Source organism: Dictyobacter alpinus, from assembly GCF_003967575.1.
GTDB classification, from domain to species: domain Bacteria; phylum Chloroflexota; class Ktedonobacteria; order Ktedonobacterales; family Ktedonobacteraceae; genus Dictyobacter; species Dictyobacter alpinus.
Genome location: NZ_BIFT01000001.1, coordinates 3,055,614 through 3,079,319 on the forward strand (window position 1 = coordinate 3,055,614; position 23,706 = coordinate 3,079,319).

The window sequence follows — 23,706 nt, forward strand, 5'->3', positions numbered from 1 at the left end:
TAAGACTCTGCTAGTAAACAAGAAACAGCCCGGCAGCAATGCCGGGCTGTTTCTGATCGCATGGATTTTTTACGGGCCGATTATATCGATGTGCTTATTTTGCTGGGTAGGTATTATGTAATCAGGACCACTTATACCCATAATACCCATCATAGTTTGCTAGCAAGGATCGTGACCTTCTTGCTAGTTTTTTTCTGCAAATGTGCCCGATGTCAATACATCGTTTAACGCCATAATGACCACAAAGCGTCCTGTCTTACCATGCTCTTTGCGATGCGAGAAAAAAAGATCGGTATGGCAACCGGTACAGATACGCATGACTTCAATATGTTCAGAACTGATCCCGGCCAGAAGTAGTTGCTGGCGATTTGTCTCCTGTAGATCCAGGCGCAGGCTGGGCCCACTGCTCTGCTCAACGCTGGAGAAGGCCGCCGAGGCTTTGACGCGTTCGCGATACACTTCCTCGGTTGGCTTTTCAGTAAACTCTTGTTTGCCCATGAAAAGGTCCTGTACTTCTTGCGAGACCTCATAGCAGCAAGGGCCGATCGCAGGTGCGATACCGGCATAGATATTTTGTGGCTGACTGCCAAACCTGTTTTGCATAGCTGCAACCGTAGCCATCACAATACCTCGTGCAGTGCCGCGCCAGCCACCATGGGCAATTCCCATGACATGTGCAACCGGATCATAGAACGTAATCGGCACACAGTCGGCGAACGATAGTGCCATTGCCACCCCACGCTCCTGGCTGATCATGGCATCCCCCTGCCGAATCGTCGCGGGTGTCCAGGCCTGCTCATAATAGGACATATTTGCCCAGTCTGTGCGCCATGACTGCTCAAGATCTAACGTAAGCACATCGGCCCCATGCACCTGCCAGAGGGTTGCGCTGGGTAGATCAGACAATTGCAGGCTTTGTAATGCCAGTTGCCGGTTACGAACCACATTGGGGAATGTATCACCACCACCTCTTGGAGGAGCGGAAGTATTTAAGCTGTGATAGGGGGCTTCGCTAAAGCCACCGAGGCGTGTAAAGACTCCGTGTTGGAGCTCTGAAAAAGGGCGATAGTGACTAAATTGGAGATAGCGAACATTTTCATACTGGTGCTCGATCAAAATGGCTCCTTTTTACTGTTAGCAATGCTGTGTCTATTGTATCACAGCAGTTTTCGACACGACTATAGAAGCCACTTTTCGATTATCCCAGGTTGTTTGGATGTGGTGATATAGTGATAGTGTATATGCATTGAAATGTATTTTGTCGGGAGGTCGTCTGATGAATATTGAAGGTATCCAGCAAGCGTTGCAAGAAGCACAACTGACTGGCTGGCTGTTCTATGATTTTCGGAAATCCAATCCTATTGCCTATCAGATTTTACAATTGCCGACGGACGCTATGTATACGCGCCGCTGGTTCTATTATGTGCCTGCGCAGGGTGCGCCGACCGCTCTGATTAGCGCGGTCGAACCGCATATTTTGAGTTCACTGCCAGGTGAGCGTTTACTATTTAGAACCTGGCAAGAGATGCACACACTGCTGCGGAAAACTCTACCAGTTCAGGCCCGCGTGGCTATGGAATACTCGCCGATGAACGCGATCCCTTATGTTTCACGGGTGGATGCCGGAACCGTTGAGTTGCTTCGTTCCTTTGGTGTCGAGGTTGTTTCTTCAGCCAATATGGCTCAGCGTTTTATCGCTCAGCTTACCCAGGAGCAGATTTATACGCAGCGTGAAGCTGGACGTCTTTTGATGGCGGCCAAAGACATTCTTTTCGCCCAATTAGGTGATGATCTGCGTGCCGGTAAAGAGTTGAATGAGTTTGATGTACAACAACGTTTTGTGGCCCTGATTGAGCAGGCCGGACTGGAATTGCCGGAAGATGAATTACCGATTGTCGCTGTCAATGCCAATAGTGGTAATCCTCACTACGAGCCCACGGCCCTGCAACATAGTCTGATCAAGCGTGGCGACCTGGTGCTCTTCGACTTTTGGGCCAAACTTCCCCGCCCAGATGCAGTCTTTGGAGATTATACCTGGGTAGCATTCGCGGGCACGCGTGATGAGATTCCTGCTCGTCAGCGCGAGGTGTTTGAGGTAGTACGGAATGCGCGTGATAGTGGCATTGCCTATGCCCGTGAACGTCTGGCGGCTGGTCATACGGTTGAGGGACGAGAGATAGATGATGTGACGCGTAACGTTATCGTGAAGGCTGGCTATGGCGACTATTTTGTACATCGTACCGGCCATAGTATTGGTACTGTACTGCACGGTAATAGTGCAAATATCGACAATTTTGAGAGCCAGGATGAGCGTATCCTGCTCCCCTATACCTGTAACTCAATTGAACCAGGTATCTACCTACCGGAATTTGGTATTCGTAGTGAAGTCAATCTTTTGATCCTTGAGGACGATGCTGAAGTAACCGGTGTGCCAATCCAGGAAGAGATCTTTCCCCTGCTCTAAGTTGAAGACTCTTTGGGCTACCTGTAGCTCAAAGAGCCTCCTTGTTGGTGGAATATACGCAGCTCTTACAACTCTCATATTCGTTTCACGTACATAATAGTGAAATAATCATTGATGATGGCCTTGTAATGGTGCAGGACCTCTTCTTCATTGTACGGTATTCTTGAGCACGAGGGAGGTAGTATCACATGGGTGATCAATGGGATCAAGATCCAAATATAAATAATAACAACACCAATAATAATACCAGTCGACCGAGTCAGGATGAAATAGATCGGCAGTTGAAAGAGCTGCGACGTGTGGTTACCCAGGGAGCTAATGAGGCCCAGGTACGTATTAAGCGCGTGGTTGACAAGGCGGGCGATTACTGGCAGCAAGTACAGGCTCCGCCAGCGTCCCCGAACCAGCCATCTAATGTCGAAGAGCAGCGTCTGCGCCAGTTAATTAATGCCTGGAGCAACGAAAATTGGCGTGTCGCTCGCGATCTCGGCACATATATGGATATTCTCTCGACCCGTGTCGATGAGGTCTGGGAGATCTCATTAGAGACGCGTTGGGAGACGCGGGCAATGGAAATTATTAGTGAGCCATATACCGGCCGCACTGCTAATCGTCCTCGACCGCTACTGCCAGTCTGGGATTATGAACTTCCCGAGGTAACCGGCCTGAAGGCCCCAACCACACGGACGCGCCTGGATGAAATGAATGAAGTTGTTTCCTGTACCTCTTGTAACAGTACAGGACATGTATTATGTTCGGGCTGTAATGGGCGTGGTTGGATTGTTTGTCCTGAATGTAAGGGACGTACCAAGAAGCGCTGCACCACCTGCCGTGGCCGTGGCTATGTGTCTGATTGGACTCCTGGCGAGAAGAAGCCATTCTTCAAAAAGCAGGCAGACAATGTGGCCAGCAGTGTCACTAACAAATTCTCAGATGTCTTCGACAACATTCGCCAGCAGGGTGTGCCCATTCCTAATCCAGTGGACACCGATCCCGCCAGTAAAGGACCTACCGTCCCTTGTCCAGATTGTGTGAACGGCGAGGTCAACTGTTCCTGTGGCAATGGTAAACGTGTCTGCACGACCTGTCAGGGTGCCAAGATGTCTCTGTGCTCCAACTGTGCTGGAACCGGCAAAGTTGTGCGCCATCGTGAGATTAACCGTCGCTTTGATCTACGCTCCCAGACCCGTTTTATTGGCGATACCGTCATTCCTGCCCAGTACCTGACAAAAGCCGAGGGTGATCTGGTCTATAGCGCTGAAATTAACGAAACGCTGCATATGGATGCACCACCCGATCTCGTACCAACTGATGTCTGGCGTGCGACCGTTGAACTGGTTGAATCTGAGCGTAAAACCGTTGATAAGCCCGGCCTCGATCCACAGTCGTTCCCACGTCCAACTTTGCAAGTAGCTGAGTTAGTACGGATACCATATACGACGGTACGTTATCGTTTCTCTGATCAGGAGTATGTGCTTTACATCTATGATACCGAGGGCAATGAAAAGTTCTATTCAGATCGTTTCCCGGCCCGTTGGGATCGTGTAGAGCGTCTGGTGAAGGCGATTACGACTGATCTGCGTGCGCCAGTACAGCTAGACCAGCGCGAGCAATCTAATGCTTCACAGCAGCCCAATAGCTATAGTGGTGGTTATCGTGTGCCTATTGAGGTGCCGCCATATAACGTGACAGAAGAAGAGGACGATCAAACCGATCCTCGTCCACCCACGAGTCGCTAACGCGATTAGCTCATCTGGCAGGCTCATATAAAAACAAGCCTGCACTCAAGACTGAATCTTTGAAACCGGTGTTTCTTCAGTCCTGAGTGCAGGCTTGCTCTTTAAAATCTATCTGTTAGACCCCTGAGACCTTACTGCTGGTACTCTTGGAGATAGGATAGTAGTTCAGACTGCTTGACCTGAACTTGCTTGTTCTCGTTGCTCTCAGCGCCACTCTGCATATTTTTGACGGTGGCTGTACCATTTGCTAATTCGTCTTCCCCAATAATAATCGAGAATGAGGAGCCTGATGTATTGGCCTGCTTCATCTGAGCTTTGGTGCTACGCTCGCCATACGTCATCAATACCTTGAGTCCTGCTCGTCGCAGTTCTGCCGTAATTTTGGCGGCCGTATCCCTTAGCTCCTGACTCTTACCAAAGTAGACCACAAAGGCGGCAGGTTTAGCTTCAGCCGGCGGCTCGATCCCCTGGCGTTTCATTTCCAGGATCACGCGTTCAATACCTACGCCAAAGCCGATGCCGGGTGTGTGTGGACCACCAAAGATTTCAGCCATGCCGTCGTAACGACCACCACCATTGAGGGCAACATTATCGATAGTGGAGGTGAACTCAAAGACGGTGCGTGTATAGTAATCGAGGCCACGCACGATCAGCATGTCGATCTCAAAGGGTACATCATAGAATTTCAGCAGGCGCTGCACCGTATCAAAGTGTTCCTGACAGGGACCACATAGATTATTCGTGATGCGCGGTGCATCGGCGATCTTCTTCTGGTCCTGTGGATTTTTACAGTCCAGTAGGCGTAAAGGATTTTTATGGAAACGTACCTGGCAATCGTTACAGCAATCATCCAGCAATGGCTCATAATATGCTTTGAGCTTCTCAATATATTGTGGGCGGCAGTTCTGATCCCCGATACTATTTAAGCGCACACGAATATTTTGCAGGCCCAGGCGCGCATAGATTTGATAGAGCATGCCGATAACTTCAGCATCGATGGCTGGATCAGCCTCGCCCAGTGCCTCGCAGCCAAACTGATGATGTTCACGTAAACGTCCAGCCTGGGGACGTTCACGACGAAACATCGGCATACTCAGATAGTACAGCTTGACTGGCTGAGCCAACTTAAACATGCCATGTTCCAGATAGGCGCGCATCACACCGGCCGTCCCTTCCGGGCGTAACGAGATATTCTGACTGCGGCCCTCTTTATCGGCGCGATCATTAAAGCTATACATCTCGTGTTCAACGATATCTGTTGCCTCACCCGAGGTACGGCGAAAGACAGCGGTATCCTCGAGTATAGGCGTCTCAATACGCTGATAACCGTAGAGGCGCGCCACCTCGGCCGCTGTATTTTCAATAAAGCGCCAGTACGGCTGATCTTCTGGTAAAATGTCTTTAAAGCCTTGTAAGGCTCTGTATTGTTCTGGCATAATGTAATCCTTATCCTCCACGCACATACAAGTTCCAGCTATTATAACAGATCGAGCTTAACGCTAACAGCATTTTTGCTGGACCCCAGAGCTTTTTCATGTTCGCCCAGAGATCGCAGGGAGATCACTAGTAAGCGATCAGATGCATATTATTTCATGTGTGGAGTGTGTGCGGTGCGCGGCTGCAGCCGCGCACCGCACACACTCCACACCCCCAATCCGGCGCCGCAGGCGCCAAAAAGGAACATGAAAAAGCTCTGGCTGGATCTCCATATTAGTCACAGGAGTTGTGTTACCTGTGAGGATGCGTTATCTTTTTTCTATAGGTATCACAAAAAAAAGGTACTTTATTATAGATGATGTAGGATATTTTATATGTGTAATCATGCATTCAAGCAGAAGGGTAGCCTGTCATGACTGATATACAATCTGATGGAGATGCAGTAACGATCAGTCATGATCATTCTATCATAGCGTGCATACAAAACTCGATCTTCTCTCCTGAACGTCCATGGTTGCTATGTACCATATTGATTATACTGGCACTGGCACTGAACCTGATCTATCTGGGACGACCGGGCATCTGGTTTGACGAGGCTTTTTCGGTAGAGTTGGCCCGCCAACCATTACCTTTGCTCTGGCGTACAATCTTTGGTACCGAGCCAAATATGGAACTTTACTATCTATTGCTCCATTTCTGGCTACGAGCTACCAGCTTGCTGGGGATTGCCCCCGTTGAGTGGGTCGTGCGCCTCCCTTCAGCCATCTGCGCAGCCCTGAGTACCGGTGTCGTATTTCTCCTGGCCCGCCGTTATTTAGGAACCATCGGTGCGGCGCTTGGTGCATTGCTTTATGCCACCAATTACCTGCAACTGATTTATGCTCAGCAGACGCGTGCCTACGCCTTACAACTACTCCTGATCTGCCTATCCTGGTGGGCTTTACTCGTAGCCGTACAATCCGAGAGCTTAGAGAAACGCTGGTGGCTGCTCTATATCCTGACGGCCGCATTGTCCATCTACACCCACCTGTTTAGTATCTTTATCCTTTTCGCCCAATTCGTAGCCCTGGCAGGTCTGTTTGTCGTATCCAGCGCATGGCGCTCGCGGCTACGCCAGCATACAGGCATCTTTATCGCCAGTCTGGTCGCCATTGCCATCCTGAGCATACCGATGTTTCTGGTCAGCCTGCAAGGTTCAAAGACAGGTTGGTTATTTATTCCTCGCCTGCAAGAACTTTTATCACTCTTCACTATTATAAGTGGTAGCAACCCCCGTTATTTACTGATAGTAGGACTGTGTATTCTGGTTGGATTACTGGTGCTTGCTATCAATATAGTAGCCAGATTTATTGGCCGTCCTGAAGAACGAAAGCAGCTTTTCTGGAAAGTATTGCAAGACAACGATCAATTGCAGAAGTTCGTGCCATTTGCCTGGATATTGCTTTGCTGGTTCCTCTTGCCAATTATCATTAGCTATATCGTTTCACAGGGCTCATTGCGCCTCTTTTCGACGCGTTATCTGGTCGTTGTTGTTCCCCCATTTTGTCTGCTCACCATTCTTGGAATAATCGTCTGGCGCTGGCGCCTGGTGCAGGCCATCATAATCTGTGCCCTCATCGGTTCCGCATTACTGGTCGTGCCCCATTATTATCAAAATGCCCAGGTCGAGGAATGGAACAGCGCAATCCACTGGGTCCTGGATCGTTATCAGCCCGGCGACGGTCTGGTCTGTTATGACAACACAACCACCCAGGGATGTCAGATTGCCACAGAATATTACCTGCATGCCTATCCTAATGGCGCACACTTTACTGCCGACGCTCCCGGCGCATTCTCATGGGACAAATTCAGTACAGCTCAGCCTCAAAATGATCCAACCCTGGCATTACAGCCAGCCGCGCTCTCAACATTTGCCAGCAAACACCCCCGCATCTTCATGATAACCGGACGTATCGCTAACCAGAAAGACGCCACCCGTGTCAAAGAAACCCAACGCTGGCTCGACCAACATTATCACTTTACCGACCAGATCATCACAAAAACAGTCACCGTCCGCCTCTATACAACTCACACCCCCTAAAAGGTATTCCTGGTATCGTTAGCATAGGTCTGGTATCGTTAGCATATTTATGATGCCGTTGCCGAAATTTGGCGGCTGTGCCGTCAAATTTCGGCAACGGCATCATAAATATCTGGTCGATGCCGCAGGCATCGACCAACAACAAGATACGCCTAAGTACTTGTTTTATACCCGATCAAAGAATCTATGATACTATTAAAGATATGTCCATTTTAATACCTTAGCTAGCTAGCTACTGAAAGAAATTTTCAGCTTAGCTATTATCGGGGAGCCGAAAATGCCCAATTCATTCAATGAATTGTATAGTAATATGCTCAATGCTGTTTTTCTCACACGAGCGCAACAGCAATTAGAGCAAGGAGTTGATGGACTGTCAGTGGCAGAGGCTTATGCTGATCAAGGAAAACCTGATTTTGCCCTGGCACATCTCCTCCTCACAGAAGCACCAGATGAGATGAAGCGCGATATTCTTGCTCGTTCGTACGAACGGCGTGCAGAACTCACAGATGAGAAAGCCGATTCTTTTACCGAGCAGTTCAATCGTCCTTTCCCACTGGTCAAGCTAGAAGCACAGAAAGATCGTATGTCGGCCCAACAGGTGCGTCAAGGCAGGCGAATACGCCGAGGAGCCAAATCGCTCACAATGACCCCGTAAATTCGGCCCATGCAGCCGAGCACTTGCGCCCGATTGCTTTGTAGGAGTTAGTAATTCTTGCTAGAAAACGCTATGAAAACTGCGCGCACGCCTTCTATGACGGGTCCAGCAGCTGAAAAGCAGAGGAAGCTTTCTCTCTGGCCTCTGCTGTGCTATACCGGCGTGTATCTTTTAACTCTTTTAATGATGGTTTCTGTCCTTTATACTGTTGCAGGTATTAAGACAAATCTCTGGCTAAGTTTAAGTCTGAAGTGGTTAGGACACTGGATCCCCACGCAAGCACTGCGTAACGCTTCAGACGACCGCTATCTATCTATCCATCGCACAAGCTTTATTGAAATGATGGCCTTACTGGCTATACTGTTCGTGGTTTATGCTCTGGCTGCGTTTTTTATCTATCGACAGAAAAATTCCAGCCTCTATACATATATGCTCACGTTGATCTGGATTGGTGCCGTGGTTGGTGGCGCGATCTTTCTATTCACGCCTGGTATCCTTACCACAGATGTCTACGCTTATGCCAGTTATGGACGCTTACTGACCCTGTATTCGTCCAACCCGTATTTTGTACCACCTTCTGCCTTTCCACATGATGTGACCTATCAGTGGCTGTACTGGAAATCAACGGTCTCTATTTATGGACCAATCTGGACATTGGTCAGCGCCGGCTTAGCGCTGGTTGGCAGTTCGACGCAGATGACCATCATCCTGGTCTTCCGTTCTTTTGCCTTACTGTGCCATTTCGCCAATATTGTCCTGATCATCGCCTGTTTACGCACTATGCGCCGTTCGCCACATATTGTGTTGTTAGGTGCCCTGCTCTATGCCTGGAATCCATTGGTGTTGCTTGAGGCTGGTCTGGGTGCGCACAACGATGTCTTTATGGTGACATTTATGTTGCTTGGATTCTATCTGAGCGCACGTGCTGAACGCGCTGGAACATTCTTGCAGTGGCGCGGCTATATTCCAGCTATCCTGGCCTTTACCGCTGCATTCCTGGTCAAATTTAGTGCCGCACCTGTACTGGCAGTATTTGTGCTGGCACTCTTCTTTGCGACCATTAAAGCTGATAGCAAAAATGGCAAGTTGACCTGGTTACCAGCTTTGCGCTCGGCAATCATTGCCAGTTGTGTTTTCCTGATAATGTCGCTGGTATTTTACGGACCTTTCTGGATTGGCCATAGTCCATCTGAGATTATCCACGGTTTTACCTCGCTACCCTCAAATGCGCAGTCGATCAGTTCTGTGCTTGCCACGTTCTCGTACATGAATAATGCCCATGCCTTACCGGCAAGCCTGATGTTTTTGAAGAGCCGGAAGTTGTGGAATATTGTCAATGTGCTGGCGATGCTGGTGCCTATTGCGTTGGGCTGTATCTACCTGTGGCGTGCGCCAAATACACGCACGATTGCATTGGTGACATTGGCCTCATTGACAGGATTTCTGTTGACCGCCCCCTGGTTCTTTTCCTGGTATCTGATCTGGTTAGTTGGATTGGTACCATTCTGTTTGTCAGACGTGAGAATGGGACGCTTGAGCCGGGCTACCATGGTATTTGGACTTACCTTCTCGGCCACCGCTTTCTTTGCCTACTTTACGACGATGGTTGGTTGGAGACTGCTGGGATTTAAGCCGCCTCAACTGGCATGGTCAGGTTGGCAGAATGCGGCCATGTTATTGGTACCCATTGTCGCCTTTCTTCTTTTCCTGAAGTTCTGGCCAGTCAGGCGTGATGTATCTGCAGCGCCAGCTGTCGCAGGTGTTGTACCTTCAGACGTGAAGGCCTAATAAGCAGCGCTTGTGATATGAGAGAACAGCAAGCTCCCCGTAAAGCCAGGCTTTACGGGGAGCTTGCTGTTCTCCAGTAGTATGACAGGAATGGTCTTTATTACTCCTGGTCTTCTGGAACTACTTCTTCGCTGGCAATGACCGGGGACTCGCCATCCTCGTCATCTACTTCTTCATTGCTGTCACTGCTGACCGCAACAGCGACTGGCGCCCCTGTTTCGTCAAGTACGGCTGGCATTCCTGCTTCGTCAAGTATTATCTCGACTCCTTCTTCCTCATCATCTTCAAGCTCTGAGGACTTTTTGCCGTTAGTTGTGGCCACGGCAACGATGGCGTCGTTTTTGCTGACCTGCATCAGGATTACGCCCTGGGTAGCACGTCCGCTTACTTTGATGGCATTGACATCGGTACGGATTACCACGCCGCTGGCTGAGATGATCATCAGATCACTATCCTCGTCAGTTACCACACGGGCGGTGGCGACTGAACCAGTTTTGTCGGAGACCCTGGATGTGATAACACCACTACCGCCACGGTTATGGCGCGGATATTCCTCAACGGGTGTACGTTTACCATAGCCGTATTCGGTGACGATCAGCAGATGGCTATCAGCTTTTACCAGATTGAGCGAGACCACCGTATCATTGTCGTTCAGACGGAGACCACGGACACCGCCACTGGTTCTGGATGCCAGGCGCAGATCATCCACACAGAAGCGAATGGCCTGACCCTTAGCCGAGATGAGCAGGACATCATCTTTGTTATTGGCCATTTTGGCGCCGATCAGCTCGTCGTCGTCCTCCAGGTTCATCGCGATCAGACCCTGGCGACGGACAACCTCGAACTCACTCATTCTGGTCTTCTTGACTTCACCCTTCTTGGTGGCAACAATCAAGACATCCCCTATGGCATCCTTTGGCACTGAGACGATGGCGGTAATGCGTTCACGCTGCTCAATGGCAATCATGTTGATGAGATGTTCGCCTTTAGCGGTTCGACTGACATCGGGCAATTCATAGGTCTTTAACTGGAAGACGCGACCGCGATCAGTGAAGAAGAGTAAGTTATCGTGGGTATGGGTGACCAGTAAGTGGCGTACTGTATCGTCCTCACGGGTTGCCATGCCGGTTACTCCACGTCCACCACGGCGCTGTGCGCGATAGGTGTTAGAGGGCAGGCGTTTAATATAGCCCTTCGCTGTCAGCGTCACCACGGCCTCTTCATTCGGGATCAGATCCTCGTATTTGAAGTCTCCAATCTCGGCTTCTTCAATTTCGGTGCGGCGTGGATTACCATATTTCTCTTTCAGTTCTTTGAGATCAGCGGTAATCAGTTTGCGGATCTCCTGGATGTCACTCAACAGCATGTTGTAGTAATCGATGCGTTTGAGAACCTCTGCTAGTTCCTCTTCGATCTTCTGGCGTTCCATCGAAGCCAGACGGGCCAAACGCATATCCAGGATAGCTCGGCCTTGCTCGTCGGATAAGCCAAATTGTTCCCGAAGTTTGGTCAGACCATCCTCATATGCGGAACGTGAAGTACGAATGATGCTGATCACGGCATCCAGGTTATCCAGGGCGATCTTCAGACCTTCCAGGATATGGGCGCGGGCGCGAGCCTTGGCCAGTTCAAACCTGGTTCGGCGTGTCAGGACGACTTCACGATGGCGAATATAGTGATACAGGAATTTCTTCAAGGCCAGCGTTTGTGGTTGCTGATCAACCAGTGCCAGCATGTTGGCATTGAAGGCTGTCTGCATCGCGGTATATTTGTAGAGCGAGTTGAGCACACTCTCCATATTGGAATCACGTTTGAGATCGATAACCATACGCATACCCTGGCGATCGGACTCATCACGGACCTCGGAGATGCCATCAATCTTTTTGTCACGGGCCAGTTCAGCGATCTTTTTGACCAGATCGGCTTTATTGACCTGATAGGGCAGCTCGGTCACAATGATACTGATGCGTCCACGTTCGGTCTCTTCGGCCTGGGTTTTGGCGCGAACAACCACGCGACCACGGCCATTCGCATACATATTGCGAATACCTTCGCGACCCTTGATAATACCACCGGTTGGGAAGTCTGGACCACGAATGATACGTGACAGTTCCTCGGTTGTGGCCTCTGGATTGTCGATCAGATACATAATGCCATCACAGACTTCATTCAAGTTGTGTGGTGGAATATTGGTCGCCATACCAACGGCGATACCTGTCGAACCATTGAGTAGCAGATTCGGTAACCGTGCTGGAAAAACGACAGGTTCCATGGCTTGATTATCATAGTTCGGACGGAAATCGACGGTATCCTTCTCGATATCACTCAATAACTCATCAGCGATGGCGGCCATTTTGGCCTCAGTATAACGCATCGCGGCCGGTGGATCATCATCCTGTGAGCCGAAGTTACCCTGGCCAAGTACAAGCGGATAGCGCATTGACCACGGTTGAGCCATACGTACGAGGGCGTCATACACGGACGCATCGCCATGGGGGTGATAACTCTTCAACACCTCGCCAACGGTACCTGCACATTTGCGAAACGTTTTTGTTGATTGTAGACCCATCTGGTCCATAGCATAGAGTACACGACGATGAACAGGTTTCAGGCCGTCTCGAACGTCTGGGAGCGCGCGGCTCACAATGACACTCATTGAGTAGTCGAGATAGGCTCCTGTCATTTCTGTAACGATATTGACTGGCTTTACATTGCCCGGTTCCATAAAAACATCCTCACCAAAAAGTAAGACATAGCCTGAAGGCGATATCGGGTTGAAGCATTGCTACAAGCTGCCTGGAGGGGTCTAGAAAATTTGATCCTACCTGCATTATTATAGCACATTTGGCCTCGATTGACGAATTTTTTTGACCATCGGGTAGTTTCTGCTGAGTTATTTAGCCCCCGTATTATCATAGATACTAGAGAGAAGAAAGACAGAATTTTGCCTCCAAAGACTCTAGGTTTTGTAAATAACCTGTGGTATGATTAAATGCAGGAATGGAAATTACGGGGAAATTTTCTGTGCTGCTGCTTTTTTCAGGTTATGTAGTGCCTGGTGATTCTGGTGACATTGGGGAGATTCAGACATATGTCATTACCTTTCACGGAACAACAGTGCTTTTTCGTGGCCATCCTGGTTTTTGTTGTCGTTGGTTTCCAGCGTGGGTGGCGACGTGAGCTTGTTTCTTTAGTGTTTATTTTGTTAGCATCGTTCCTTGTCCATCAAGACACAAGTAATGCTGTTGGTTCTTTTATTAATCGCCTTCCAGCGGTGATTGGCTATGCTGCCGGTGCCAGTCAGCAGCCACAGACCAGCCTGGCGACCGGTTTTCTTGGCGGTCCCTTCTGGTCCTTGATTATCTTTGCAGCCCTGGTTGCTCTGGGCTATTATGTAGGTAATAAAGCATTCCCTCGACCATTTACCCCCCAGGAACGTTTTATAGGTATTGTACCCGCCGTGATTGCGGGTGCCTTTGTGCTTGGATATCTAAGTAATTACTTTAGAACCACGGCCGGTCGTTCAACCGTCTCTGTAGATGTCCAATCACCAGATCCGTTGAATTATGTGGCAATTATTTTCTTGATTGCGATCATTGCAATTACCGTGGCCGTGATTGCATCGCGTAGAAAAGCTGCCAAGAAATAAGGCATGTTGTTCGCATCGTGATTCACACCGCTCATTTGTTTGAGCGGCGTTCACGATTGCTTTTTAATCGCATGCATGCTATTGCTATCTTTTGCTGACCGTTGAGGTGACTGAATGGCCGAGAAACCCAAACAAACTTCGAGCAGGCTTCCAAACAGACTTTTGACTTCGGCGCGTAGCCGCTTTAGTGTGTCGCCGTTGAGGCGTGGATCCAATCATACCTGGCAATTTCCGGGCCAGCAACCAGACGAGCATGTATTGAAGGTTGTGCGCCGACACTGGTGGTTCCTGATCATTCCGGCGTGGCCACTCTTGTTGTCTGTCCTGGCAATCATCATTGTGACCACTGTCGCTGTGGCTTACCCGGCGCTGAACTCGCTCTGGATTGTCATGGAGATTGTAGCAATCCTGGCTATGCTAGGCACTGGTGTCTGGTTTATCTATAAACGTCTGATCGCCTGGTGGTATGAAACATATATCATTACCGATAAACGCATCATTAATGCGAGTGGTCTATTTGAGCCAACACGTCAGCAGACTCCCATTGAGAAGGTTGAGCAGGTAGGGATCGGAGTGGATACCATCCCCGGCCTCCTCCTCAACTTTGGTACGGTGCACGTTTATCTGGCTGGTGGTGACTTTTATATTCGCAATGTGCCAAATCCTAAGGCGGTACGTGATGCCATTCAGGGTATCTCAACCGAAGTTAAAGCGAAGAAGCCCAAGCCCAAGGATCCGGTCCTACCCAGAGATCCGGAATTGGCGGCGGTATTGCAGTCCCTTGCCAAAGGTAAAGATATTCCTACACTGCCCAATGCAGATGAGAATTTGCCGCCTGTACGCGGAGAAAATGGCCGCTATCTGGGGCCGCGTCGTACCTTTGGTGGTATCTTGCGCATACCCTGTGATGTGCGGTATGTCTCGGGTGAGTATACGGTGATGTATATTCAGCGCTCGGCCTATAAGCTCTGGCGCAACATTGCTCTTCCGGTAGTCTTGCTGGTCATTCTGGCGCCCGTTACCCTTTTCGCTCCTGGGACAGGTGCCGTGCCTTATTCTATCTGGGGATATTGGTGGATCTTTATGGGATTGGTCATTCTAGGTTTGCTGGCAACCATCTTCTTGATCTACACCAATTTTGTGGATGATGTTTATATTCTTACGAATAGACGTATCATTGATATTGAACGCCATTTTGGTTTTTTCTTTGAGACGCGTCTAGAGGTTGAATATAAAAGTATTCGCGATATCAGAGTGAAAGTACCAGGCATTATTGCCCGCTTCTTTGACGTTGGTGATGTGTATATCGAAACTCCTGGTAGTAATCCCGATGTGATCCTATCATATGTGGATCATCCCTTTACCTTGCAAGACGAGATCCTGGGAATTAAGTCGCACAAAGATAAGGCGGATGCTGCGAAGCGCGAAAATGACGAAAAAAAGAATCTGTACACCTGGTTTGGCACGGTTGTCTCTAAAATTGAAGATACGGATCGTCGGGTGGGTGCGCCTAATCTGAAGAATCTGGACCTTTTTGATGCGATGGGCTGTGCCAAAGAATATGGCCTGGATGTGATGGTGAGTGGTGAGGCGGTAGATAGTCCGCATATTCAGCCTGGTCTGGTAATTCAGCAGAGTCCTCCTCCTGGTACCGTGATGGAGAAGGGGAGCCAGATTGAGATTACTTTGAGTAAGCGTCCAACGCTGGTTGATTCGATATAAAATTTGTCTTGTTGGTGTGAGATTTTGAGAGGGTTTGGTTCCCACTCTCATCGGCGAGCGTGCAGCCAACCGCACTCGGGCCCTGAAGGGCCCTTGCTTCTTTTACGTGTGAGGTCAAAAAATGAGCAAAGCTCATTTTTTGACCTCACACGTAAAATCGTTGGAGTGCCAAAGGCGCGAAAAAAACGATAACGGGACATGAATTTCATGGGAATCAAAACACTATGGCATGGATTTTATGGGAATCAAAAACTATGGCATGAATTTTATGGGAATCAAAAACTATGGCATGGATTTTATGGGAATCAAAACACTTGTTTATACAAAATGGCCAATCTTTCATTGAAAGATTGGCCATTTTGTATGTATGACAGCGCTTTTGGGGCGCTGTTAGATGAGTCTGGGATTTACCATTTACCGACGCGTACCAGTAGGGCTACGCTTTCGATGTGGTATGTCTGGGGGAACATATCGACTGGCTGTGCTGAGACCAGGCGATAGCGTCCTCCTGAGCAGAGGGTCGCGATATCGCGGGCGAGGGTGCTTGGATCGCATGAGACGTAGCAGATAGCTCGCGGAGCCATAGTCTGTAGGGCCTGTAGGGCTTTAGGATGACAGCCGGTCCGTGGTGGATCGACCAGTGCGACATCAATACGCTCACGGCGATAGTGTAGTTGATTAAGGACCCGTTCAAGGGTACCTTCCAGGGCAGTAATATTATTCTGATTATTCAGTGCACAGCCTGCGCGTGCATCCATAACTGCGCTGGGTTGTGATTCAACGGCTATGACGCGCGAGGACTGCGATGCCAGGAAGGTCGAAAATAGTCCGACCCCACTATATCCGTCCAGCACGATTTCATGGCGTTGTGGATCAAGGGCGGCCATCGCACGTTCAACCAGGACCGATGTTTGAATTGGATTGACCTGGAAGAATGAATCAGCTGAGATACGGAAACGTCTTCCCAGTACAGCATCTGTCAAAAACTCTTGTCCAACAAAGACACGACCATAGCGACCGCCAACACGCTCGATGATCACGCCAACGATACCTGGAGCAATCGTCATCAATTCTTGTGCCAGTTGATGGGGATTTTCCATCATTGAGCCTGGACGTGCATTCAGGGTCAGCAGGGTTGGTACCGCTTTAACCGCATTCGGGGCGATCCCTGTTGCCGCATTACTCACGGCCCCGATTGCTCCACGGATAGTGACACTTTGCAGCATCTGACCGAGAGTATCACCAAAATAATCGATCAGTTTTCTGCGTACAAGTTGATAAACTTGATCCAGAGCGGGATGCAGCAGACCACACTCCTCCAGATCCTGGACATCGTGGCTCTCGGTAAACTTGAAGCCTATTTCTCCGGCGGCACCCACAGTAAATACGGCATAGTTGCGATAGTGCCAGGGGGGAATGTTTGTCGGCATACCAATTGTGGGATGGACAAGTGCATCTGGCTGTTTGCCAATGCGTACCAGCAACTGGCGTACAATATGCGCCTTCCAGGTTAACTGGGCTGGATAAGAGATATGTTGCCATTGGCATCCACTATCAATCAGTTGTGGATAGGCTGGTTCGACCCGCTCAGGCGCGGGACGAAGAATTTCTAAGAGTTCTGCACGGGCATGACCGCGGCGTTCCTCGACAATCTCTACGCGTACACGTTCACCCGGAATTCCCCCCGGTACAAACAAGACGCGTCCTTCATAGCGACCTACGGCGTCTCCTCCGTAGGCAAGGTCTGTCAGTTCAACATCAATGCTCATGTTCACCTCGGCGGCATCTGACGACAAAAAAAATCGTTGATGTCCGTCCCATCCTTCCAGCTTTTTGTATCTTTCAATTCTTACTACTACATAGCCCCAACAATGGAGTCTTGCATGTTGAAGGACATTGACAATGCCCGGCCTGTTATATACAACAAGTGTAAGCACTCTCTCTCATATTCATGGCAGGTTTTACCAGGAAAGTGGTTGTTTGGGAGGGCCATAGAGCCGTGTGCCAAAGCGGCTCAAGAAAACCGCCCCGATCCCCAAAATCCCAATCCCAATATTTATTAGCCAGCCGATGTATGGGAGTGATCCAAACAAAGCCAGCACAGCCAGACCGATGCCTACCTGCACCAGACGGGTATCGTGTTGCGGAAGAATACGTTTTGTGATCCAATCACCGATAATCCAGCCGATCGAGACAGTGCCCAGTGCCCAGGCTGCGAAAAGTCCTACTGCAACCAAAATTGCCAACGGAATGGGAATAATCAGTGCAAGCAGCACAGCAAAGATAGTTGGTGCCAGCAGAATACTTAATAGCCCCAGGGCGAGGCTGCGTCGCAATTTACTTTTAACGGTTGTCCTAACCATCATGACATGCTCTGGCAATAAGGTGGTTAATAACATCCCCAACAAGACCCATGTCACAATATACCAGAAACGAAATTGAATCCCCGCGTCACTTCCCAGCATGTCAACCACGCCAGTTGGGCAGCCATAATAGCTACCATGAAGCAATAAGTCTGCGTCTTTGGATCGTTGACCTCCACAAACATGAATGTCCCCATTGACGTGTGCGCCAGGAGAAGATCTGAGATTGCCGCCGTAGAGGGTCACGTTCCCGTCGACCCCACCATCGATAACCACATTTCCACCAATGACCACAACGTCCCCTTTGACTTCACCCTGAATAGTTACATTACCCCAGAAGGAAGTCAAATCCCCACACATTGTTTCACCTCTGCTCACCACCACGGCATCCCTGAGACTGGTTTTGCTTCGTCCGCCATTACAATCGGCGTTGGCTTGCGTGCCTCTGGTGTCCAGTTGACCACTTGCTTGCTTCGCCGAAGCTGTTGGAATGCCAGTTGTAAATGCCTCAACCCCACCGCCTATTAAGAACGCTGCTAAGAGTACAAGTCCCGGCAGCGAGAGCATGAATCGTTGTCTTCGAGAGACCTTTTGCATACTAGAACTCCCTATCATGGTCAGAGTATGACCATGACCCTCGCTTTTACGCCTCTTGTGGAGCACGCATTAAGCGAAGCCACATCCCCATCATGACGACCACCGCGAATGCCAGCCCGGATAGCAGCAAGTTATCGCGAGTGACAAGGGTGAGCCCGGTCTGAACATAACTGCCCAGCACAATACCTTCATCAATCACACCATTAAATAGTGCGAGAGTTTTTAGTGCGAGATCAGTTTGAATAATCGCCACAATTAAAAACAAAAGTGGAATGCTGCTTAATGTAAGGAGACCTAATGCAGCGCTGACAGCACCGGCTGTGCGCATACGTGCCACACGCGACTGTTGCTGCTGACGAAGATCTTCGAGCTGATTGGTAATCTGTTTTTTTTGCTGAATTGCCCGCATGATCTGATCGGTTGAAATGCTGGCTGGACGTACCAATGGAGTTACAGGCGTTGTGGTAACTCGCTTATTCAGTTTCAGTGAACCAAGCATAGCGTCGAAGTGTCGCTGTTCTTGCGCAAAAGTACGGCAAGAAGCACAATGCAGTAGGTGCTCCTGGAGAGCTGTAGCATCTGATGGATCAAGTTCGCCATCTTGCTCAGCGCTCAGCCATTCTTTAGCGTCGCGACAGCGCATCGACTGGTCCCTCCTCATTGGAAGTCTTTTGTTGCATATAGCGAGCCAGCAATTCGCGAGCACGATGTAAACGCGCTTTGACCAGTGCTGGTGTCAGCTTGAGTGCATTGGCGATCTCTTCATATGAGAAATCGTACCAGTAACGCAAGACAATCACCGCGCGGTATTTACTGGGTAGGCGCTGTAGATACATCTGTATCTCGTCCTGTTGCTCACCATGTAAGGCTGACTGCTCAGGACTGACGCCAACATCGACGATCCATTCCAGAAATGGAACATCCTCAAGTGGTAAGGCCAGGAAGCGCCTGCGGCGCAGCTGGTCAATTGCCAGGTGAGAAGCGATCGAAAGTAACCAGGTGCTAAACTTATGTGCAGGTTTATAGGTCACAAGCTGTGTAAAAGCTCGTACAAAGGTCTCCTGAGTTACATCTTCAGCTTCTGTAATATTTCCAAGCATGCGATACGCGAGATTTTGTACAGCATCTTTATAGCGCTCAACGAGCGTTGCGAAGATATCCTGTTCGCCACCGAGTACCAGTTCGACCAGCGCTGCATCGCTCATCGATTCCACAATGGTTCCCGTCTTCATCCTATTATTGGCCACGGTCGTATTAGCAATACCCTGTACACCCGCTGCACCTGTCAAAGTTCCACTCTTCTGATCAGGAAGTGTTTTACGCTTTTTCAGCGATCCGGAACCTACCCCACCCAGCATATTTGAAGCGTTTACAGTTGATTCTAGCATTTGTCACCGCTCATTTATTCTTTATAACTCGATTCAGATCATAAGAGGACGGTATACCGCGTCATCTCTAGTCATGTACGAGTAGCGGCTAAAAAAAGTTGTAATCTTTTGTTGAAGTGTAACACGAGTGTAGCCCAGTGACAAGAGGGAAACTGCCTTCACATGGCCAAATTTCCCGTTTTTATGACTATTATTTCACGACTCAACGGGCTATAGCGCCATTTATGGTGATGTCTTCTCTTTTTAATGAAATTTTATTCATTAATCATGGGGTTCACTGGCATAAATGGTTGACTATGGTGTCTGGTAGGAGTGTGGTCTGTAAAGATCCACCTGTATGTTCTCCCGCCATAAAGACTACAAACTTGTTGCGCTGCTCATTCTCTACAATCTGTACCGTTTGTTGACGATAATTTGTATCCTACAGATACAAACGTATAAATTTTACTACTATCAAATATGATAACAAAAAAAAATGCATCCCTATTGCAATCGTCTAACGGCTAAGGTTTATAAAGATCTGATCATCCAGCAGTGCCAGGTGCATCAAAGCAGATAGGAAGCCTTTGGACGCTTCATTTCTACGAGTCCTAATCAAAACATATCCCGTAACCATTCAGGACCGGTCGATGCCGTAGGCAACGACATAATAAAAATTTGCTCTGCGAAGCAGAGCAGGGGCATTTTAGCTCACCGGGGTCTTGAATAGTTACCATATCCCGTTTATCCATATAATAAATGCTGCAACCATATAATGAATGGCTGCAGCATTTATTTATTGTGATCTTCAATATATTTTTTTAAGTGCGGGCACACAAAACCCATACAGTGAGAGGTTGCGCAACCCCTGAGGCATTGGCAGCAATAACGTGCCAGGCAGTGGGATTATTTACTGTTGTTGGTGGAAATGGACCCGTGGTTGTAATTGCTGCCCCGGCGATTCCTCCGGCCCCAATAGCCCCTCCACCTCCAGTCGCGACCCTGCCAGCTGGGCAGGTGGCCGCCAGATCTGCAGCAGCATTGGTAGGAATCATTTGTGTCGTCGTTTGCACAATAATTGCAGCGGCAGGTGGTTGCCAATGCTCAGTATGCGCGGAGGCTACTCCAGATGTCACGATAAAAGCACTACTTATTATAACCACAAGCAATCGCACAAAAATTTTAGCCACGTAAACCTCCTTGAAAGTCACGTATTGTGTTTGCTCATTCCAAATGAATGATTCTGTTAGGTCATACATTTTCATTATAATAAATGAGCAAAAGTTCATTTTTAAGGCTTGAACTTGTAAAAATGGAAAGTTTGCAGACGTAACGATCATGTCAGTTAGCTTTAGAAAAAATGACGCAAAAGGCCGCCTTTTGGGTGTGTTGCTCTGGAAAATGCTTTGCTGTGAAGTAGCTCTGGAAGTGTCTTTAAAAGAAGAGTGGGGCGAGAGGGAGTCGAACCCTCACGTCCTTGCGGACAGGAGATTTTAAGTCCCCTCTGTACTTCTATTGGCTCTACAAGCCAACCCACAAAGCGAATGGCACGTTTAAGTCAGGAGATATTAGGAATATGTTTTGTGGACTAGCAGTGGGGAGAGTTGAAGTCTGCAATGTGAGGTTTTCTAAATGGTTTGCCACTTGCCTCGATCTACCTCTCAAGTGGATTAGCTTATTAAATTTGTCTAAATAGATCGAGGCTTAATAACCTGCGTTGAGCGTTTCTGTCCCCAATTTGTTGATGGTGTTTTACTCTGGGACTTTAAGTGTTTGAGGATTGTACACGGAACTAATGGGTATCAGATTATCTCCAACGCACTCTGCGTGACAAGCAGACATCTTTTTTAGAGAAAACATCGCATTTTATTAATTCTTTGTTTCCAAACGTGTTCGCTAAATCACACCATACTTCTTTAATATCCTACTATTATCAAATGAAATCTGCGCTTCTCCTCTCCTCTTTAATTTGTTAAGAACATAGCCTTTATTGTAGTGAGCTTCTATAAAAGTCAGATCTATTTCGATAGCTTGATCATAAGCTATAATGGCTTCCTCATAACATCCAAGATCTTTAAGTATATTACCTTTGTTAAAGTAGGCGACTGCATTATTAGGGTTAAGTTTAATGGCATCTTCACACATTGCGACAGCTTTACAATATATTTCACGATCTCTCAATGCATCATCTCTATAGTAGTGGGTGGCTGCAAAGCCAGGATTAAGCTCTATGGCTTGGTCATAAAACGCAACAGCTTCTTCGTATCTTTTGAGATTATAAAGCGCAAAGCCTTTATTATGATACTCAGTAGAACTGTAACCATCTATTTCGATAGCTTGATCGTAAGCTTCAATAGCTTCTTCGTACCTTGCTAGATTACTCAATGCAAGTCCTTTATTATTGTAGGCAGATGAATTAATTGGATCGATTTCAATGGCTTGATCGTAAGCTTCAACAGCTTCTTCATACCTTTTGAGCTCATTAAGCGCATAGGCCTTGTTAAAATAATTAAAACCTTCATCTGGCTCAAGGTTAATCGCTTGATCGTAAGCTTCAACAGCTTCTTCGTACCTTGCTAGATTACTCAATGCAAGTCCTTTATTAATATAGGCAGATGAATTAATCGGATCAAATTTGATGACTTGGTCATAAGCTTCAATAGCTTCTTCATGCCTTTTAAGATTATTAAGCGCATGAGCCTTGTTAAAATAGTTAGTATCTTCATCTGGCTCAAGTTTAATCGCTTGATTGTAAGCTTCAATAGCTTCTTCATACCTTTTGAGATTTATAAGTGCACTTGCTTTATCTGCATAGAGAGAGGAGTTCTTTGGAGAAAGTTTGATTGCCTGGTCATAAACCGCAACGGCTTCTTCATATAGTTCAAGGTGATTAAGTGTACTTCCCTTATCTGCATAGATGCATGCATTGTTGGGTGCAAGTTTGATGCCTTGGTCATAAGCCTCAATAGCTTCTTCATATCTTCCTATCTCGTTAAGTCCTGTCGCCTTGATATAATATAGATCAGAGTCATATGGATCAAGTTCGATTGCCTTATCATAAGCTATAATGGCATCTTCATTTCTTCCAAGCGTAATAAGTATAGCGCCTTTGTTCAAATAACTACTTACATCTTTCGGGTTTAATTTGATTGCTTGGTCATATGCCGCAAGGGCATCTTCATTTCGTTCAAGAAAACTAAGAGTCTCTCCTTTGTTATAATAGATAACGTCATCATCCGGATCAAGTTTGATTGCTTGGTCATAAGCTGCAATGGCATCTTCGTATTGTGCATTATTATTATAATCAGCAGCTTTATCTAAAAAAAACTTCTTTTTGATAGCTATTGAAGTTTGTAGTTCTTTGATAATATTACGAAGGTTTATTGCAATATTCCGGAAAGCTTCATCGCGATTCTGCCAGAGGCTGATAGGTTTTGCTTCAACTGGAAGAACGTGTAATTTACTAAAAGGGGCGTCTTCCATATCTACGGGACGTAGTATGATAGGTATGACGTAAGCATCTCCTGTTTCATGTCTTTCTAAAGCACGCTTCATTTCGATACTATAGCAATAATCGGATGCCATGAAGCTGGCACTTATGAGGAGGAGAATAATATGAGCTGTATTGAGTTGTTGGTCGATAGCCTTTTTCCAATCTACTCCTGGGATGATCTCAAGGTCTGACCAACTGTTAATTTGATGAAGTCGTTTTAAATTACTGAGATGGTCATCAAGCTTGTTGCGGTATTGCTTATCTTCGCGAGCATAGCAATAAAAAAGTTTTAGCGGCTTATAGTCTTCAATTGCCATATTTTTACTTTCCTACTGTTTATAATTATTGAAGA

16 protein-coding genes are annotated in these 23,706 nt (G+C 47.8%); 7 read left to right on the top strand and 9 right to left on the bottom strand.

What is annotated here, in order from left to right; translation table 11 throughout:
- Positions 1-183: 183 nt before the first annotated feature.
- Positions 184-1,116, bottom strand: coding sequence for a peptidoglycan editing factor PgeF (gene pgeF, locus EL633_RS12105; protein WP_161982099.1), 933 nt, complete (start codon positions 1,114-1,116; stop codon positions 184-186).
- Between the two features lie 160 nt (positions 1,117-1,276).
- Between pgeF and EL633_RS12110 the strand changes: the two genes are divergently transcribed.
- A complete protein-coding gene (locus EL633_RS12110) occupies positions 1,277-2,464 on the top strand; it encodes a M24 family metallopeptidase (RefSeq protein ID WP_126627426.1) in 1,188 nt (395 codons plus the stop codon).
- 188 nt (positions 2,465-2,652) lie between these two features.
- On the top strand, positions 2,653-4,203 hold the full coding sequence (locus EL633_RS12115; protein ID WP_126627427.1) for a hypothetical protein: 1,551 nt from the start codon (positions 2,653-2,655) through the stop codon (positions 4,201-4,203).
- Between the two features lie 131 nt (positions 4,204-4,334).
- Here EL633_RS12115 and hisS read toward each other — a convergent pair whose 3' ends face one another.
- Positions 4,335-5,639, bottom strand: a complete 1,305-nt coding sequence (hisS, locus tag EL633_RS12120; protein ID WP_161982100.1) for a histidine--tRNA ligase — start codon at positions 5,637-5,639, stop codon at positions 4,335-4,337.
- A gap of 413 nt (positions 5,640-6,052) precedes the next feature.
- On the opposite strand from hisS, the gene EL633_RS12125 reads away from it, so the two are divergent.
- The 3 genes from EL633_RS12125 to EL633_RS12135 all read left to right on the top strand — a co-directional run bounded on the left by EL633_RS12125 (position 6,053) and on the right by EL633_RS12135 (position 10,163).
- On the top strand, positions 6,053-7,720 hold the full coding sequence (locus EL633_RS12125; RefSeq protein ID WP_126627429.1) for a glycosyltransferase family 39 protein: 1,668 nt from the start codon (positions 6,053-6,055) through the stop codon (positions 7,718-7,720).
- Between the two features lie 277 nt (positions 7,721-7,997).
- The gene (locus EL633_RS12130) at positions 7,998-8,375 is read left to right on the top strand and encodes a hypothetical protein (protein ID WP_126627430.1); all 378 of its coding nucleotides are present in this window, start codon (positions 7,998-8,000) and stop codon (positions 8,373-8,375) included.
- Positions 8,376-8,432: 57 nt separating this feature from the next.
- On the top strand, positions 8,433-10,163 hold the full coding sequence (locus tag EL633_RS12135) for an MptA/MptB family glycosyltransferase (RefSeq protein ID WP_126627431.1): 1,731 nt from the start codon (positions 8,433-8,435) through the stop codon (positions 10,161-10,163).
- 100 nt (positions 10,164-10,263) lie between these two features.
- Here the strand turns inward: EL633_RS12135 and gyrA are convergent, their stop codons facing one another.
- Complete coding sequence (gyrA, locus tag EL633_RS12140; RefSeq protein ID WP_126627432.1) at positions 10,264-12,888, bottom strand: DNA gyrase subunit A; 2,625 nt, start codon at positions 12,886-12,888, stop codon at positions 10,264-10,266.
- A gap of 366 nt (positions 12,889-13,254) precedes the next feature.
- Here gyrA and EL633_RS12145 point away from each other — a divergent pair, with 366 nt between their 5' ends.
- Together EL633_RS12145 and EL633_RS12150 are read left to right on the top strand one after the other, a co-directional pair.
- On the top strand, positions 13,255-13,812 hold the full coding sequence (locus EL633_RS12145) for a hypothetical protein (RefSeq protein WP_126627433.1): 558 nt from the start codon (positions 13,255-13,257) through the stop codon (positions 13,810-13,812).
- A gap of 114 nt (positions 13,813-13,926) precedes the next feature.
- Positions 13,927-15,534: a PH domain-containing protein gene (locus EL633_RS12150; protein WP_126627434.1), complete on the top strand. Its 1,608-nt coding sequence runs from the start codon at positions 13,927-13,929 to the stop codon at positions 15,532-15,534.
- A gap of 407 nt (positions 15,535-15,941) precedes the next feature.
- On the opposite strand, the gene rlmD is transcribed toward EL633_RS12150, so the two are convergent.
- The 6 genes from rlmD to EL633_RS12180 form a co-directional block, all read right to left on the bottom strand.
- Entirely contained in the window at positions 15,942-17,303 is a 1,362-nt protein-coding gene (gene rlmD / locus EL633_RS12155) for a 23S rRNA (uracil(1939)-C(5))-methyltransferase RlmD (RefSeq protein ID WP_126627435.1), read from the bottom strand.
- A 192-nt stretch (positions 17,304-17,495) separates the two neighbouring features.
- The gene (locus EL633_RS12160) at positions 17,496-18,494 is read right to left on the bottom strand and encodes a DUF8173 domain-containing protein (RefSeq protein ID WP_126627436.1); all 999 of its coding nucleotides are present in this window, start codon (positions 18,492-18,494) and stop codon (positions 17,496-17,498) included.
- A gap of 46 nt (positions 18,495-18,540) precedes the next feature.
- Positions 18,541-19,137 (bottom strand): zf-HC2 domain-containing protein, encoded by a 597-nt coding sequence (locus EL633_RS12165; protein ID WP_161982101.1) that lies wholly within the window; start codon positions 19,135-19,137, stop codon positions 18,541-18,543.
- Entirely contained in the window at positions 19,118-19,882 is a 765-nt protein-coding gene (locus EL633_RS12170; protein WP_218027471.1) for an RNA polymerase sigma factor, read from the bottom strand. Before EL633_RS12170 ends, EL633_RS12165 begins: the two co-directional genes overlap by 20 nt.
- Before the next feature lie 800 nt (positions 19,883-20,682).
- Positions 20,683-21,051, bottom strand: a complete 369-nt coding sequence (locus EL633_RS12175; RefSeq protein ID WP_126627438.1) for a hypothetical protein — start codon at positions 21,049-21,051, stop codon at positions 20,683-20,685.
- A 706-nt stretch (positions 21,052-21,757) separates the two neighbouring features.
- Positions 21,758-23,671 (bottom strand): toll/interleukin-1 receptor domain-containing protein, encoded by a 1,914-nt coding sequence (locus tag EL633_RS12180; RefSeq protein WP_126627439.1) that lies wholly within the window; start codon positions 23,669-23,671, stop codon positions 21,758-21,760.
- Between the last annotated feature and the right edge of the window lie 35 nt (positions 23,672-23,706).